The sequence below is a fragment of the Bradyrhizobium sp. USDA3010 genome, assembly GCF_056429065.1.
Genome location: NZ_JBWJZD010000018.1, coordinates 18,922 through 34,213 on the forward strand (window position 1 = coordinate 18,922; position 15,292 = coordinate 34,213).

Genomic DNA, 15,292 nt, shown 5'->3' on the forward strand with positions numbered 1-15,292 from the left:
CTCGGAATTGATTGGCGGCACGTGCGTCGCAAGGCGATTCATGGGCGTGGAATCAAGAATTATATTGGCGGCGATCGTTCTCTCGGCGTTTCTGTGCGGACGCCGATTATTGACGCAATCAACCGATCTGAGTGCGTCGAGAGCGGCCAAATTGAGCGGAACGTCCGGCTTTCTGTTTGGGCTATTCACGCTGGTGATCGGCGTGGTCAATTTGTTTTTTGGCTTTAAGGACGGCCAATTGCTTTGGTTCTCGTTCCACGAAAACACGTTGAAGAACTGGTTTCCTTTCGAGGGTCACGAAGCGGCGTATATTTACACGGGGGTCCTGTCTAGCGGTTGGGTCTTGGTTGGCGCAGGGGTGCTGAGACTTTGGGCGGCTCTGCCGATCGACAAGGAGCAGGATTTCACCTCATCGCAATGGGTGGCCGCAGCCGCTGGCTTTGTCATATCGGCAGGCATGGCCGAATTAAGCGATCTGACGCGCGTCTGGGCCGTCGTTTTGGTGGTGGCCGGCTTTGCCGGGCCGCCCGCAATCATGGGACTGTTCAAAGCCCGGAAACTGCGCGGAAGCGAGATCCGTGCTAGTTCTCCTACGCAAGTGCTTTAGCAGCACCAACTGCGGCCAGAGAGCAATCTTTGATGTCGACCGAACAGCCACCGCCCCTCGCAAAACCGTTCTGGCGCCGGGGCCTTGCCGGCTTCCTCGATTTCATCACCGTGTTCTTCGGCGGCGGCTACGCCATCGGCGCCGCCACCGGCCAGACCACGCAGGACGGCTTCAACCTGACCGGCGGCCCCGCGCTGCTGCTGTTCGCGCTGATCGTGCTGTACTTCTATCTCGGCTGGAAGGTGCTCGGCGGCACGCTGTGGCAGCGCATCCTCGGCGCGCGGTAGGCGGGCCTTCTCTGTCGTCATGACACGTAGCCCGGATGAACTCCGCGATGTCCGGGTCTTCGGTCCCGCATATCGCTTCGCTCATGCGGGCTACAGGCGGTCGGCGTTGATCGCAACACCGGCGTCCACTCCTGCAGGACGACCTATTGTTCGACCTGGTAGAGCCGCCATCGCTCCGGCACACCCTTGAGCTGGTGCGCGCCGCGATCCTTGAACTGGATGGCTGACCCTGGCATCAGATCCTTGACCGCGCTCGAGACCAGCACCTCGCCGGCACGTGCCTTGGCGGCGACGCGCGCACCGATGTGAAACGCGAGACCGATGACCTCCGCGCCGCTCACCTTGTATTCGCCGGCGTGCAGTCCCACCCTGATCTCCAGCCCCAGCGTGCGCACGGCCTTGACGATCGCGGTCGCGCAACTGATCCCGGCCGCCGGCGCGCGGAACGTCGCCAGCACACCGTCGCCGGTCGTCACGACCTCCTTGCCGCGCAAGGCCTTCAGCTCCCTGCGAACGGCGGCGTAATAGTGATTCATCACCGTCGCCCAGCGCGCATCGCCCAGCCGCGCGGCCTTTTCGGTGGATCGGACGATGTCGACAAAGAGGATCGTGGCAAGCGCCTGCTTGAGCTCCGAGCCTCGATCGGCGGTGCGACGCCGGTTCGCAATATTTCCCGTCAGCGGTTCATAGCTATGGCTGCGCCGCCGCGCGACGGCCGCCTTCGTATACTCCTGGGCACGCTGCACCGTGCGGCAGCGAATGGTTTTTTCCTGCGGTGGAAACGACCAGCAGACCTTTCGCCCGGCTCCAGCGCCCTGAACCTCCACGGCGCCCCATTTCAGGAAGACCGTCGAGCCAGACCGTCGAATGCACCATGCCTTCGACGTGTATCCGGACACGTTCGACTGATGGACTCCGATGCGAAGGAATTTGGGCATGAGCGTCCGGCCGATCGAACGAGCGCTTGGGGGCTAACCTTGGGCTAAAGCGTAGCCATACATTCCCGCATTGGCAACGGTGCTCGTTTCCGCACCGATCAAAAGCGCCGGGCTCTTCGATGTCCGAGATCCAGCTTTTAGTCAGCTCCGGTATTCGCGCCTCTGCCCATTCGATACGGCGTCAGCGTCGACGGACAGAATTGTCTCGTCCTGCGCTTTCGCTATCGGCAGTTCTTCATCGCGAAATCGTGCCGGAGTTAGCCGGCTGCGGTCGACCGTGATGCCAAAGATGTCGAAGCGGTTGTAGTAGCCGACCACGTCGTGAAACTGTTTCGGTTCGACGCAGCGATTGAGATCGATCTCAGCGTAGGCGATCCCTTCCTGGTCCTGCAATTCATCGCCAAAGACACCACCCGTCGGATCGACGAAAAAGCTCGCCGCGCGTGGCGTCTGGTCGATCACGTCGGCGATGGTTCTGTCGCGTTCAATGAGGAAGGCCCGCATCGGCTGGTCCATGTAGCCGGCGGTGACGATGCCGAATGCCTTGGCTTCGAAGCAGTGGGCGCTGGCCCGGATGCGGTTGGCGGCGACGTTGTCGAAATTGCCGCCGCCTGCCGGGCGCCTTGTGGGCCACATCGGCGGCCAGCTCGAGATGTGCACCTGTTCACCCTGCGCCATCAGTGCGAAGCGGGCCAACGGATTGGTGTTCTCGCCACAGATCAACCCACCGATCCGGCCCTGCCGTGTCTCCGCGACCTTGAGGCCCGCACCGTCCCCCGACGACCACACCAGCTTCTCATAGAAGGTCGGAACCAGCTTGCGGTGATGCACCAGAATTTCGCCAGTCTCGCCGATCAACAGGTTCGAGTTCCATAGCCCGCCAACGCTGACGGCCGAGCGCTCGCTGATGCCGATCGAGACGGTGACGCCGAGGCCGCGCGCCTCGGCGCACAGCCGCGCCACTTCTGGTCCGTCCACCAGCACGGACTGCTCCGCCATCCGCACGAACAGATCGTGATTGTCGATCGGAGGCCAGAGCGCTGCCCAGACCGGAAAGGCGGGAATGTAGGTTTCAGGAAACGCGATCAGCTCGGCGCCGGCCCTGGCTGCCTCGCGCATGATGGCGATCGCCTTTTCGGTGGTCGCCCGGCTGTCGAGGAAGACGGGCGCGGCGTGGACGGCAGCAGCCTTGAAACGAGGAAGCATGACGAAAATCCGGGCTGGGACTAGGGAGGCGAAGCGGTATCATCACGGCCTTCCCGGCATGCATGGGAATTGTCGCAAGGTCGGTTGCGAAGGATCGGAGCCGCCGCGCGTTGGAACGGGAATTGCTTTGCTGACAGGGGCCGCAAATCCGGAGGCAGGTCATGTTCGATACGATCAACTGGGACGATTTGCGGGTCTTCCTCTGTGCCGCTCGCGCCGGAAATTTGAGCCAGACAGCGAAACGGCTGCGGCTGGATCATTCCACCGTGAGCCGGCGGATCGCCCAGATGGAAGCTTCCCTGGGGATTGCCGTGTTCGAACGCCACCGCACCGGGCTCAAGCTCAACGAAGTCGGGGAGCGGTTGCTGCGTCATGCCGAGCGGGTCGAGAGCGCGGTGATCGCCATTCGCGAGGAGGCGAGCGCCAGCGACACTCAGGAACTGGTCGGAACCGTGCGGCTCGCCACCATGGAGGGGATCGCCTCGCTCTATCTGGCGCAACGCTTTGCGAAACTACGGCGCACCGCGCCGCAACTCGCCGTCGAACTCGTCACATCCGCGCAGACGGTCTATGTGCACAAGCGCGAAGCCGATCTGTTCGTGTCCTTCTTCCGGCCACCCGGTCCGGGCCTGATCTCCGAGCGCATCGGCAAGTTTCGGCTCGGGCTATTCGCGAGCCAGAGCTATCTCGACAATCACGGCATGCCTGCAAGCCTTCGCGACCTCGCCGATCATTGGTTCGTCTCCTATATCGCGGACCTGATCCAGGTCGATTCGGTGCGCTGGCTTGCCGACGTCATCGAGGAGCCGAAGATCGCCTTCCACTCCAACAGCATGATCGCACAGATGAATGCCGCGGCGGGCGGCCTCGGCATCGTCATGCTGCCGAGCTTTGCCACCAACGACCGGCCCGACCTGATACCGGTGCTGCCCGCCCTCGCCGGCACCTTTCGCGAGGTCTGGCTCAACGTCCACAGCGACCTGCAATTTGCCCCGCGCATCCGCGCCGTCCGCGCGTTTCTGAAAAATACCCTGAAGCAGGACCCCGACATGCAGGTCACGCTGGCCGATGCCCTGCCGCAGCCGCGCACGGCAGATTGCAAAAATCCATAGTTCCCTTCCATCGGAGCCCGGCTGAAGCTCGTCCGATTGGCGCAAGGTCGCGCGCGCTGAAGGTTTGAGGGGCAAACATGAACGTGGTTATTCCGGGCAATACCGATCCGGCATCGAGTGTCAGCGCCTTGGCCAGAAAGCGGCTGATCGTCGCGCTCGTGCTCAGTTCCGCGATGATCGTGATCTATTTCGGCTTCATGGGGCTGTTCGCGTTCGACAAGCCGCTGCTCGGCACCATCCTGGTGCCCGGCCTGTCGCTCTGCATTGTGCTCGGCCCGCTCGTCATCGTCTCCTCCTTCGCGCTCTGCCTGGTCTACGTGCTGTGGGCGAACCGGGTGTTCGATGCCGGCATCCGCGATCTTCGCTGAAGGAGCAGAGCAAGATGGGCAGCAACACGCTTTCGATCGGATTCTTCTTCGCCTTCATGGCGTTGACGCTGGCGATCACCTATTGGGCCGCGCGGCGCACGCGCACCACTGAACACTTCTTCGCCGCCGGCGGCCAGGTCACGCCGTGGCAGAACGGCTGGGCACTCGCAGGTGACTTCCTGAGCGCCGCCGCGCTGCTCGGAATTGCCGGCATCGTCACCTCCAACGGCTTCGACGGCATGATCTATTCGATCGGGTGGCTGGTCGGGTGGCCGATCATTCTGTTCCTGATCGTCGAACCGCTGCGCAATGTCGGCCGCTTTACCTTTGCCGACGTCGTGGCCTATCGGCTGCGCCAGCGCCCGGTGCGCCTCGCCGGCGCCGTCGGGACGCTTGCCGTCATCCTGTTCTACCTGATCGCCCAGATGGTCGCGACCGGATCGCTGATCAAGCTGCTGTTCGGCCTGCCCTACACCTGGTCGGTCGTCGTGGTCGGCAGCGTTATGCTGGTCTATGTGCTGTTCGGCGGCATGCTGGCGACGACCTGGGTGCAGGTGGTGAAGGCCGCGCTACTGATGGGCGGCGGCATCCTGCTCGCTTTTCTGGTGTTGACCCATTTCGATATGAACCCGCTCAAGCTGTTCGCCGCGGCGTCCGAGAAATACGGCACCAAGGTCCTGCAGCCGGGATACAAGGTGGTCTCGGGTCAGTGGGATGCCATCTCGCTCGGGCTCGGCCTGATGTTCGGGACCGCCGCGATGCCGCATGTGCTGATGCGGGCCTATACGGTGAAGGATGCCAAGGCAGCGCGGCTGTCGATCCTCTATGCCACCGGCCTGATCGGCGTCTTTCATCTCATGGTGTTCATCATCGGCTTTGGCGCCATGGTGCTGGTCGGCGCCGACGCGGTGGCAAAGGCCGGAGGCGGCGGCAACATGGCAGCGCCCCTGCTCGCGCTCGCGGTCGGCGGCAATGCCTTCTTCGGCTTCATCTGTGCGGTCGCATTCGCGACCATGCTCGCCGTCGTCGCCGGGCTGACGCTGTCGGGCGTCGCCACGCTCTGCCACGACGTCTGGACCAATGTGATCCGCAACGGCAGCGCTTCGGAGGCCGAGCAGCTCAAGGTCGCACGCGTCGCCACCGTCATGATCTCGATCTTCGCCATCTTTCTCGGCATCGCGTTCGAGGGCCAGAACGTCGCCTTCATGGCGGGGCTTGCGTTCTCGATCGCCTGCGCCGCGAATTTCCCCTCGCTGGTGCTCGCCATCACCTGGCGCCGCTTCACGACGCCTGCAGCCGTGGCCAGCATCCTCGTCGGCACGCTGAGCTCGCTGGTGCTGATCTATCTGTCGCCGACCATCCAGGTCGACATTCTCGGCAAGCCGCTTGCCGCGATCGAGCATCAATGGTGGTTCGTGTCGCTGCGCAATCCGGCGATTATCAGCATGCCGTTGTCCTTCGCGGTCGCGATCCTGCTATCGCTGGTCACACAGGAGAAGAACGCCAATCTCGCCTTTGACGAGATGCAGCGGCGCATCCTGCTCGGACCGGTTCAGCCGGACACCAGCGCGCAGGGCCAGGTGAAGAGTGCGGCCTGAACCGCGCTGCGGGGACGACCACCCTCAATGAGGACAAACGGCCCCTAGCGCTGATTTGCTCGGACCGGGAACGCGATTGTGTGACTCCCCGGCCGCACTACACATTCGGTGTCGTCCCTGCTTTCGCAGGGACGACGATTCTCCGCGGAAACAGAGTCGCGAACGTCGCGCGACGTCCTCACTTCCCCTTCGCGGCCTTCGCCTTCAGCTTCGCCGCGCGATAGCGGGCGGCGCCGCCTTCGCGGATCGACTGTTCGCTGCGCTCGAGCGCCATCGCGTCGTCGGGGACGTCCTTGGTGATGACGGAGCCCGAGCCGATATAGGCGCCGTTGCCGATCGTCACCGGCGCGACCAGCGAGGTGTTGGTGCCGATGAAGGCGCCCTCGCCGATCAGCGTCTTGTGCTTGAGGAAGCCGTCATAATTGCAGGTGATGGTGCCGGCGCCGAGATTGGAATTGGCGCCGACATGGGCGTCGCCGACATAGGAGAGATGGTTGACCTTGACGCCGGCCTCCAGCGTCGCGGCCTTGGTCTCGACGAAATTGCCGATCCGTGCGCCGTCGCCGAGCGAGGTGCCGGGCCGCAGCCGGGCATAGGGACCGACCGACACCTTCTTGCCGATGCGGGCCTCGACGATGTGCGAGAAGGAATGGATCACGGCGCCGTCGTCGATCGAAACGCCGGGTCCGATCACCACGAACGGCTCGATCACGACGTCCTTGCCGAATTTGGTGTCGGCGGCGAGATAGATGGTGTCCGGCGCGATCAGGGTCACGCCGGCCTCGAGCGCCTGCTTGCGCAGCCGCGCCTGCATCACGGCCTCCGCCTCGGCGAGCTGCGCCTTGGTGTTGATGCCGCGCACTTCATCTTCGCTGGTTTCGATCACGACGGCCTCCAGTCCCAATTCCCTGACGATGCCGACGGCATCGGTCAGATAATATTCGCCCTTGGCGTTGGCATTGCCGATCTTCTCGATGATCGCGAGCGCCTTCCTGCCGTCGAACGCCATCACGCCGGCGTTGCTCAGCGTGATCTTGCGCTCCTCGGGGCTGGCATCGGCATGCTCGCGGATCGCAATCAGCTTGCCGTTCTCGGTCACCAGCCGGCCGTAGCCGGTCGGGTCGGCGGCGTGGAAGCCGAGCACCGCAAGCGCGGCGCCCTCGCGCAGCGGCGCACGCATCCGCGCAAAGGTCCCAGCCGAGATCAGCGGCGTGTCGCCGAACGCGACCAAGAGGTCGTCGGCGCCGCGGGCGAGCGCCTCGCGCGCCGCCAACACCGCGTGCGCCGTGCCGAGCCGCTCGCGCTGCACGAAGGTCTGCGCATCGGGCCGCACCCGGCGCGCCTCGGCGGCGACCGCCTCGTGGTCGGGACCGATCACGACCGCGAGCTGCGATCCCTCGCCGGAGGCGGCGGCATCGAGCACATGCGCCAGCAGCGACTGCCCGGCCACCGGGTGCAACACCTTCGGCAGCGACGAGCGCATCCGCGTGCCCTCGCCGGCCGCAAGCACCACTGTCAGGCTCGTACGCGCAGTCATTCAGCATCCTCGACGGTTCGCGCAGCCAGCTGCGCAACGCTTTCTTTGAGGCCGTCTTTAATTGTTTTCCCCGGCAGAAGAAACCGATTCGCCTCCGTGACCCCTCAGATTCAAGTTCCCGGTCCATTTCCTGTTAATCTTTGCCTCGTGATTCGGCGGGCCTTGAGGAGGGCCAAGCGGGCTTTGGCCAAAGATCCCGACAATCTGGCGGCGGATTTCGACACCGAAAGCACCACCGGCTTTTTGGCCGAGGAGGATGCTTTCGATCGCCGCATGCTGTGGCGGCTCGGCTCGTGGGGCGTGGCTGCGGTCGGGGCCGTCGCCATCGCCGTGATGGCCAACCAGTCGGCGCTGACGCTGCGGCGCGACCAGGTCGCCGCATCTGATATCGCGCGCCAGGCCCAGCAGCTGCAGACGCTGGCGAAGGAGAGCCACAACGAGACGCGGCGGCTGGCATCCGCGATCGATACGCTCAACGGCGACCGCGACCGGCTGTATTCGCGCGTCACCACGCTGGAACAGGGTCTCGACTCCGTGACCGGCACGATCGCGAAACAGCCGGTGGCGGCCGTTCCGGTACCACCACCAACTCCGGCAGCGTCGCCTGCTACGCCGCCCGCATCAGCCAATTCGGCGCCCGCAGCGGCGGCACCAGCCGTTGCCGCCGTCGCAACGACGCCGCCTGCCGCATCGGACAAGCCGGCCGCGATCGACAAGGTGGTGGCATCCATCGAGAGCAAGGCGCCGGCGCCGGTCGAGAAGTCAGTCGCAGCGGCCGAGAAGTCCGACAAGAAGCCGACGGCCGCCGCGAGCAGGCCGCCAGTTGCCGCGGAGAAGTCGTCGGCCCCCGAGAGCTCGCCGCCGGCTTCTGCCTCCGCTCCATCGGTTGCCAGTCCGATGAGCGCCGCGGCCGCCGCGGCCAGCACCGACGAAATCAAGGCGGCCGCGCCAGCGTCCACGGCCACGCCGGCTGCGGCCAAGCCGCTGATGGCATCGCGCGATCCTGCGCCGAACAAGCTAACCGAAGCGCCCAAGCCGCCGGCCTCGAGCGATGTGAACGCCGCGCCGATCCCGCCGCTGGTGATCACAACGGATCCGGACTCCGAAGTCGAAGACGATGCGCCGAAGGCGCAGATCCAACGCACCGAGTTCGGCGTCGATCTCGGCACGGCAAATTCGGTCAACGGACTGCGCGCGCTCTGGCGCAGCCTCTTGAAGTCGAAGGCCAACGCGCCGCTGGCGGCGCTGCGGCCGATCATCGTCATCAAGGAGAACAGCAACGGGCTCGGCATGCAGCTGCGCCTGGTGGCCGGGCCGCTGAACGACGCCGGGACCGCCGCCAGGATTTGCGCCGGCCTCAGCCTGGTCCAGCGGACCTGCGAGACGGCGATCTATGACGGCCAGCGGCTGGCCCTGAACGAGCCGCCTGCCGGAGCCAGGCCGGCTTTGCCGCACCGGCGGGCCGCGCCGAGGCGCACGTTCGCGCCACCGCCGCAGCCGGTTGCCGAGGAAAAGAAGCCGGAGCCGACGACAATCTCCTCGATGTTCCGGCGGAACAGCCAATAATCACGTCCGGCAAAGGATTGCGGCCAAATTCTCAACCGATTTCGCTGCTCTGACCGAGCCTTGTCCGAAACCCCGTTCCCGACCATAGTGCCGCGATGACAAAACCTCCGTTCCGCCTTTCCCCCTATCAGGTCCAGTTCCTGATGGTCGTGGGCTTCGTCACCGTCGGCTATGCGCTGTACGTGCGCTATCTCGCCATCGAATTCTCGCCGGTTGCACTGGCGTGCGACGCCGGCACGCAGACCATGCTCTGCAAGGCCCGCGCGCTGTCGACCGTGCTGTTCAAGAACTCGGTGTTCGGAATCACGGCGCTGGTGATCGCGGTGCTGAACCTGACGCGGCCGTCGATCGTGCTGCTTACCGTCGGCTTGATCGCAGCCGGGCTCGGGATCGTGCTCTACAACGTCGTGCTGTCGGGGCTCGCGATCGGCTTGTTCATCCTGGGTTTTGCGCGGCCCGCGCCCGCCACAGCGTAGCGGCGAGCAAGAGGTACATCACGCAGGTCCAGTCCGACTGCCAGTTGATCGTGCCCTCGTTGTAGATCGTGAACAGCGCGGCGATCGCCAACAGACCGGCGAACACCGATTCCGCGAGCGGCCGGATGCCTTCCTTCGGGCGATTGAACATGGTGAGCAGCGCGAACGGCACCACCGCCATGGTGAGTGACGCATACGGAAAATCGCGGTAGCGCGGATCGAAGGCGAAGCCGAGCGCGGTCTCGGCTGCGATCACCGTGGTGATGACCAGCACGATCGCCAGCAACGCGCCGATCGCGCCCTTGCCGCGATAGTTGCGCGGCCCGACCAGCTCCAGGAAGGTCGGCAGCGAGCGCCCGGCGATCAGCGCATGCGCGGTCAGCAAGGGCGAGGCAATGGCGGCCGCGAGCAGCAGGCCCCAATGCAGCCAGCCGCCGACGCCGTAGCTCTCGTAATACATCTTGTCGCCGGCGATCCCGAGCAGCGTCCCCGCCGTCGTCGCCGAAATCGCGACCGCGATCCAAGCCGACGGCCGCGGTGTCCAGGGCCGGCGGCGCAGCGTCAGCCAGGCCGCGAGGAAGGTGGCGATGGACAGCGCCATGCCGCCCGCCATCTGCAGCTTCCAGGTGGGATGATTGCTGATCGCAACGCCGGGCGGGTACTTCACCTGCCGGTTGGCCCCATCGAACAGGCCCCAATTGCCGCCGACGGTGCCCTCGAGCTTGCGCTTCCAGGGCTGGTCATAGGCCTCGATCAGGTTGACCCGAAAACCCTCGCGCTTGGCGAGGTCGAGGATCTCGGACACCACCCGCGCCTGGTTGGTGCGCGACGGCAGTGCGCCCTCGCGCATCCGCCCCGCGCTCGGCCAGCCGGTCTCGCCGATCAGGATCTCCTTGCCGGGGAATGTCACCGCCATCCGCTTGCGGATATCGTCGACATGCGCCGCGGCGTACTTCGCCTTGACCGGGATGTCCTCCCAATACGGCAGGATGTGAATGGTGACGAAATCGACCGCGTCATAGATCTCGCGGTTCTTCACCCAGTATTCCCAGACGTCGGCATAGGTGACCGGGAGATTGCCCGCCGCGGCCTTCACCGCGCGGATGTTGCCGGCAAGATCGGCGGCGGTCATCTCGCCGCGCAGCAGCACCTCGTTGCCGACGATCAGCGAGGTGACGACGCCGGGATATTCCTTGGCGAGCCGGACCGCGATCGCGATCTGCTGCAAATTCTTGAAGCGGTTGCTGCTCAGCCAGATGCCCTGCATCACCTTCAGCCCGACCTTGGCCGCTACGCCGGGGACCTGGTCGAGGCCGTTCTCGATCGAATAGGTCCGCACGCAGTCGGTGACCTTGGCGAGATCGGCGAGGTCCTGCTCGATCTGCTCGGCCGGAATTTGCGTGGTGGGATCGAGCGGCGTCTGGGCACCGCGGAACGGCGTGTAGGACACGCATTGCAACTTTGCGGCAGGATCGATCGGCGCACGCGCGAGGGTAATCGGCGTGGCGAGCCACCACCACACAGATGCAATCACAGCGAGCGAGATCAGGAGAAGCGCCAGCGGCGTACGAAGCGAAATCGGTTCCATCCTCCGGGGGACCGTCGAATTAGCCGGTCACAGCCCGTCTGCCAAGTCCAGGAATCGGTCATTACCATGGTTGTCCTGCGACAGTTTTGCGCTGGGTCGATAAAGTTGTGAGTTTGCTGGACAAAATACCAAATTCCAGTCATGGGATTCCGCCAGAGTCTCCGCCGCACTGGAGACCTATTTGGACGGCATCACGCGAGCCGTTAGGATGATCCCGCAGGGGCCGGAACATATCGGGGAATGCATGCGTCGACGGCTGCTTGAGTTGAAGAACACTGCTTTGCGCCATCTTGCCGTAACGGGCCTCGTCACAGCGCTCGCGCTCTTGAACGGAGCCGGCGGCGCGTTCGCCCAGAGCGGCACGCCGAATCCGCCTGATCAGGCCAAACAGCAGCCTGGACAGCCCGACGCCAATGCCAACGCTGTGCGAGAGGCGAACCAGCGCAAGGTCGAGGAGTTCGTCGAGGCCCAGCAGGCCATCAACGGCCCGGCCGGCAACCCGGAATGCGTCTGGCTCGGGCGCCGCGTGGTCCGCCTGATGTGGAACGACGATCTCGACACCGCCTTCCGCCATCTCGACCTCTATGACCGGTTCGGCTGCCCCGGTGGCCACGTCCAGGCCGCCTTCCGCTGCCTGACCCGGTTCGGCGCCCAGATCGACGACAAGGTGCGCGGCAGCCTCGACGGCCGCATCCACGCCTGCTGGATCAATCCGGGTGCCCAGCCGCAGGCCGCGGCAGCCGCCGCGCCCACCCCGGTGCCGTCGACGGCCGGCAATGCCGCGCCTGCGCCAGCCGCCTCGCCCTCGCCTGCGCCGACCCCTTCGGCGACACCGGCGCCGGCATCGAAATAGCGCATGGCACGATCGGATCCGGCCGCGATTTTTTCGCGGCTGGAACGGCTTGCGCCCTTAAAACGCCATCGCGGCACACCAGTTGTTAAATCGTATGGCGGAGATATCTTTCGCTCCGCCGCTATGTTGGTCGAACCCAGGGGACGGGTTCGCTTAGTCCTCAATCTCAGGCCCCGTATGGTTTAACCGCGATGCGCGCCGTCGTCGCCGTCCTGTTGCTTGTCACCGCCGCCCACGCTGCCCTGTGGGGTCTCTTCCAGGAGAAGCAGTCGGCGCCCGATTTCCGTGGCACGTTGCCGAGCCTGTCCTATGCCCCGTTCGAGTCCGGCCACTCCGTCGCGGATGTTGCCGCCGACAGCGAGAAGGTGCGCACCGACCTGAGAAAGCTCTCGACGCTCACCAAAGCGGTCCGCCTCTATTCGTCGACCGAAGGCAACGAGCTGGTGCCGCCGGTCGCCGCCGAGTTCGGCATGAAGGTCACGGTCGGCGCCTGGATCGACAAGGACGCCAACCGCAACAATCGCGAGATCGAAGCCGCGATCAACCTTGCCAAGCGCAACAGCAACGTCATCGGCATCGTGGTCGGCAACGAAACCGTGTTCCGCGGCGAGCAGGTCCCGCTGGAAAACCTCGGCTCGGTTCCGGAGGTCGGGGTGCCGCCGGAGGAGTCCGAGCGCATCCTCCGCGAGGAGGCGCAGCGCCTGCACGACGCGGAAACGCAGCCCGAGGACAAGCGGGCCGAAGCCGTCAAATGGGCGATCGCCGAAAGCAACGTGCACCGGCTGATCAAGGTGATCCAGCGGGTCAAGAAGTCGGTCAGCGTTCCCGTGACGACCGGTGAAATCTGGAACATCTGGCGCGACCATCCGCAGCTCGCCAATTCGTCCGACTTCATCGCCGCGCACGTGCTGCCTTACTGGGAAAACTTCACCGACAAGCAGGCGGTGGACCAGGCGGTCGACCGCTACAACCTCCTGCGCGACTCGTTCCCCGGCAAGCGCATCCTGATCGCCGAATTCGGCTGGCCGAGCCAGGGCTACAATCTGCGCAGCGCCGAGCCCGGTCCGTTCCAGCAGGCCACCGTGCTGCGCAACTTCGTCGCACGCGCCGAGGCCATCGGCATGGACTACAACATCGTCGAAGCCATCGATCAGCCCTGGAAGTTCTTCGAAGGCGGCGTCGGTCCCTACTGGGGCATCCTCAATGCCGACCGCGAGGCGAAGTTTTCCTGGACCGGCCCGGTCACCGACCTGAACTACTGGAAGATCGCGCTGGTCGCCGTGCTGGTCGGCCTCTTCATGTCGCTGCCGATCCTGCGGCTGGACCAGCCGACCGTGATGCAGGCGCTGCTGCTGTCGGCCGCGGCCAACGGTGTCGGCGCCTGGGTTGCGACCGTGTTCTCGTACTGGACCACGCACTATTTTGTCTGGGGTTCGGCCTTTGCGCTCAGCCTTGGCCTCGTGCTGCTGGTGCCGCTGGTCCTGATCGCGATGGCGCGGATCGAGGAGATCGCGGCGGTGGCGTTCGGCCGCGGCCCCCGCCGGCTGATCGGCAAGAGCGAGCCGCTCGCACCCGCCACGATGGGCGAGAATGTGACGTTCCCGAAAGTCTCGATCCACATCCCGGCCTATTTCGAACCGGTCGAGATGCTGAAGCAGACGCTCGATGCAGTGTCGCGGCTCGACTATCCGAATTTCGAGTGCGTCTGCATCATCAACAACACGCCTGATCCCGACTTCTGGCGGCCGATCCAGGATCACTGCCGGATGCTCGGCGAGCGCTTCAAGTTCATCAATGCCGAGAAGGTGCAGGGCTTCAAGGCCGGCGCGCTGCGGATCGCGATGGAGCGGACCGCGGCGGACGCCGAGATCATCGGCATCATCGACGCCGACTATGTCGTGCATCCGGACTGGCTCAAGGACCTGGTGCCGGCGTTTGCCGATCCGCGCGTCGGCCTCGTGCAGGCGCCGCAGGAGCATCGCGACGGCGACCGCTCATTGATGCACTACATCATGAACGGCGAATATGCCGGGTTCTTCGACATCGGCATGGTCCAGCGCAACGAGTTCAACGCCATCATCGTGCACGGCACGATGTGCCTGATCCGACGCGCCGCGATGGACAAGGCCGGCGGCTGGTCCAGCGACACGATCTGCGAGGACACCGATCTAGGCCTCTCGATCCAACAGCAGGGCTGGCTCACCCACTACACCAATGTGCGTTACGGCGAAGGCCTGCTGCCCGACACCTACGAGGCCTTCAAGAAGCAGCGCCACCGCTGGGCCTATGGCGGCTTCCAGATCGTCAAGAAGCACTGGCGGCGCTTCCTGCCTGGCGCGAGCCGGCTGACGCCGGACCAGCGCCGCGAATTCTCGCTGGGCTGGCTCAACTGGTTAGGGGCTGAAAGCCTTGGCGTCGTGGTCGCGATCCTCAATCTGATTTGGGTCCCGATCGTCGCCTTCGCCGACATCGCGATCCCCGACAAGATCCTGACGCTGCCGATCATGGCCTCCTTCATCGTCTCGCTGGTGCATTTCGTCGCGCTCTACCGGCTGCGGGTGAACATCAAGGCCGGCCAGATGCTCGGGGCCATGATCGCGGCGATGAGCGTGCAATGGACGGTGTCGCGCGCGGTGGCGCAGGGCCTGATCACCGAGCATCTCGCCTTCGCCCGCACCTCGAAGGGCGGCCTGTCGCGGATGTCGATCGAATTCCAGGCGTTCTGGGAAGCCGTGATCGGCGTGCTGCTGCTGGTCGGCGCCATCGTGCTGGTCGTCACCAACGGCTACAAGCAGGTGCGCGAGATCTACATCTTCGCCGGAGTGCTGGTGCTGCAAAGCCTGCCATTCCTCGCGGCGGTTTCCATCGCGATCCTGGAGAATTCGCGGATCAACGAGTTCGCATTCTGGCGCAACAGCGCGATCCGGACCGCGGAACTGATCGGGCTCCGCCCGGTCAGCCTGCCCTCGGTCGCCCCGTCGCAGCCGGTCGGCTCGGAAATCCGCCACGACAGCTGAGCCGACTTCAAGAAACGGTCCTAACCACAGGCGCAGGAACGGCAAATCCAGCGCGCCGGTGCCCAATTGACCGCCCTTCGGCTATTGACCCGATGGGCCCTGCCCCCTACACAGCGCGGGCTGGAGCATGATCCGGAGC

Annotated in this window: 13 protein-coding genes; 9 read left to right on the forward strand and 4 right to left on the reverse strand. The window is 64.9% G+C overall.

Annotated elements, in window-relative coordinates:
• Nucleotides 1–40 precede the first annotated feature (40 nt).
• Nucleotides 41–607 carry a hypothetical protein gene (locus AC066Y_RS24840; RefSeq protein ID WP_478276166.1) on the forward strand — a complete coding sequence of 189 codons (567 nt, stop codon included), beginning with the start codon at nt 41–43 and terminating at the stop codon, nt 605–607.
• Nucleotides 608–639: 32 nt separating this feature from the next.
• Nucleotides 640–894, forward strand: coding sequence for a hypothetical protein (locus AC066Y_RS24845; RefSeq protein WP_478276167.1), 255 nt, complete (start codon nt 640–642; stop codon nt 892–894).
• A gap of 143 nt (nt 895–1,037) precedes the next feature.
• On the opposite strand, the gene AC066Y_RS24850 is transcribed toward AC066Y_RS24845, so the two are convergent.
• Both AC066Y_RS24850 and AC066Y_RS24855 read right to left on the reverse strand, forming a co-directional pair.
• Complete coding sequence (locus AC066Y_RS24850) at nt 1,038–1,832, reverse strand: adenylate/guanylate cyclase domain-containing protein (RefSeq protein ID WP_478276168.1); 795 nt, start codon at nt 1,830–1,832, stop codon at nt 1,038–1,040.
• 141 nt (nt 1,833–1,973) lie between these two features.
• A complete protein-coding gene (locus AC066Y_RS24855) occupies nt 1,974–3,038 on the reverse strand; it encodes a carbon-nitrogen hydrolase family protein (RefSeq protein ID WP_478276169.1) in 1,065 nt (354 codons plus the stop codon).
• 161 nt (nt 3,039–3,199) lie between these two features.
• On the opposite strand from AC066Y_RS24855, the gene AC066Y_RS24860 reads away from it, so the two are divergent.
• From AC066Y_RS24860 to AC066Y_RS24870, 3 genes are all read left to right on the forward strand, one after another.
• Entirely contained in the window at nt 3,200–4,150 is a 951-nt protein-coding gene (locus AC066Y_RS24860) for a LysR family transcriptional regulator (protein ID WP_478276170.1), read from the forward strand.
• 77 nt (nt 4,151–4,227) lie between these two features.
• On the forward strand, nt 4,228–4,518 hold the full coding sequence (locus AC066Y_RS24865; protein WP_478276171.1) for a DUF485 domain-containing protein: 291 nt from the start codon (nt 4,228–4,230) through the stop codon (nt 4,516–4,518).
• Between the two features lie 14 nt (nt 4,519–4,532).
• Nucleotides 4,533–6,116, forward strand: a complete 1,584-nt coding sequence (locus tag AC066Y_RS24870; protein WP_478276172.1) for a solute symporter family protein — start codon at nt 4,533–4,535, stop codon at nt 6,114–6,116.
• Nucleotides 6,117–6,294: 178 nt separating this feature from the next.
• Here AC066Y_RS24870 and glmU read toward each other — a convergent pair whose 3' ends face one another.
• The gene (gene glmU / locus AC066Y_RS24875; protein ID WP_478276173.1) at nt 6,295–7,653 is read right to left on the reverse strand and encodes a bifunctional UDP-N-acetylglucosamine diphosphorylase/glucosamine-1-phosphate N-acetyltransferase GlmU; all 1,359 of its coding nucleotides are present in this window, start codon (nt 7,651–7,653) and stop codon (nt 6,295–6,297) included.
• A 183-nt stretch (nt 7,654–7,836) separates the two neighbouring features.
• Here glmU and AC066Y_RS24880 point away from each other — a divergent pair, with 183 nt between their 5' ends.
• Both AC066Y_RS24880 and AC066Y_RS24885 read left to right on the forward strand, forming a co-directional pair.
• Nucleotides 7,837–9,219 carry a hypothetical protein gene (locus AC066Y_RS24880; RefSeq protein WP_478276174.1) on the forward strand — a complete coding sequence of 461 codons (1,383 nt, stop codon included), beginning with the start codon at nt 7,837–7,839 and terminating at the stop codon, nt 9,217–9,219.
• A gap of 95 nt (nt 9,220–9,314) precedes the next feature.
• Nucleotides 9,315–9,695, forward strand: a complete 381-nt coding sequence (locus AC066Y_RS24885; protein WP_018271584.1) for a hypothetical protein — start codon at nt 9,315–9,317, stop codon at nt 9,693–9,695.
• On the opposite strand, the gene AC066Y_RS24890 is transcribed toward AC066Y_RS24885, so the two are convergent.
• Nucleotides 9,655–11,283, reverse strand: coding sequence for a glycoside hydrolase family 17 protein (locus tag AC066Y_RS24890; RefSeq protein ID WP_478276175.1), 1,629 nt, complete (start codon nt 11,281–11,283; stop codon nt 9,655–9,657). The two genes, AC066Y_RS24885 and AC066Y_RS24890, sit on opposite strands and share 41 nt — an antisense overlap.
• 244 nt (nt 11,284–11,527) lie before the next feature.
• Between AC066Y_RS24890 and AC066Y_RS24895 the strand changes: the two genes are divergently transcribed.
• Complete coding sequence (locus AC066Y_RS24895) at nt 11,528–12,136, forward strand: beta-1-3, beta-1-6-glucan biosynthesis protein (RefSeq protein ID WP_478276176.1); 609 nt, start codon at nt 11,528–11,530, stop codon at nt 12,134–12,136.
• A 191-nt stretch (nt 12,137–12,327) separates the two neighbouring features.
• The gene (locus tag AC066Y_RS24900) at nt 12,328–15,153 is read left to right on the forward strand and encodes a glycosyltransferase (RefSeq protein ID WP_478276177.1); all 2,826 of its coding nucleotides are present in this window, start codon (nt 12,328–12,330) and stop codon (nt 15,151–15,153) included.
• Nucleotides 15,154–15,292 lie beyond the last annotated feature (139 nt).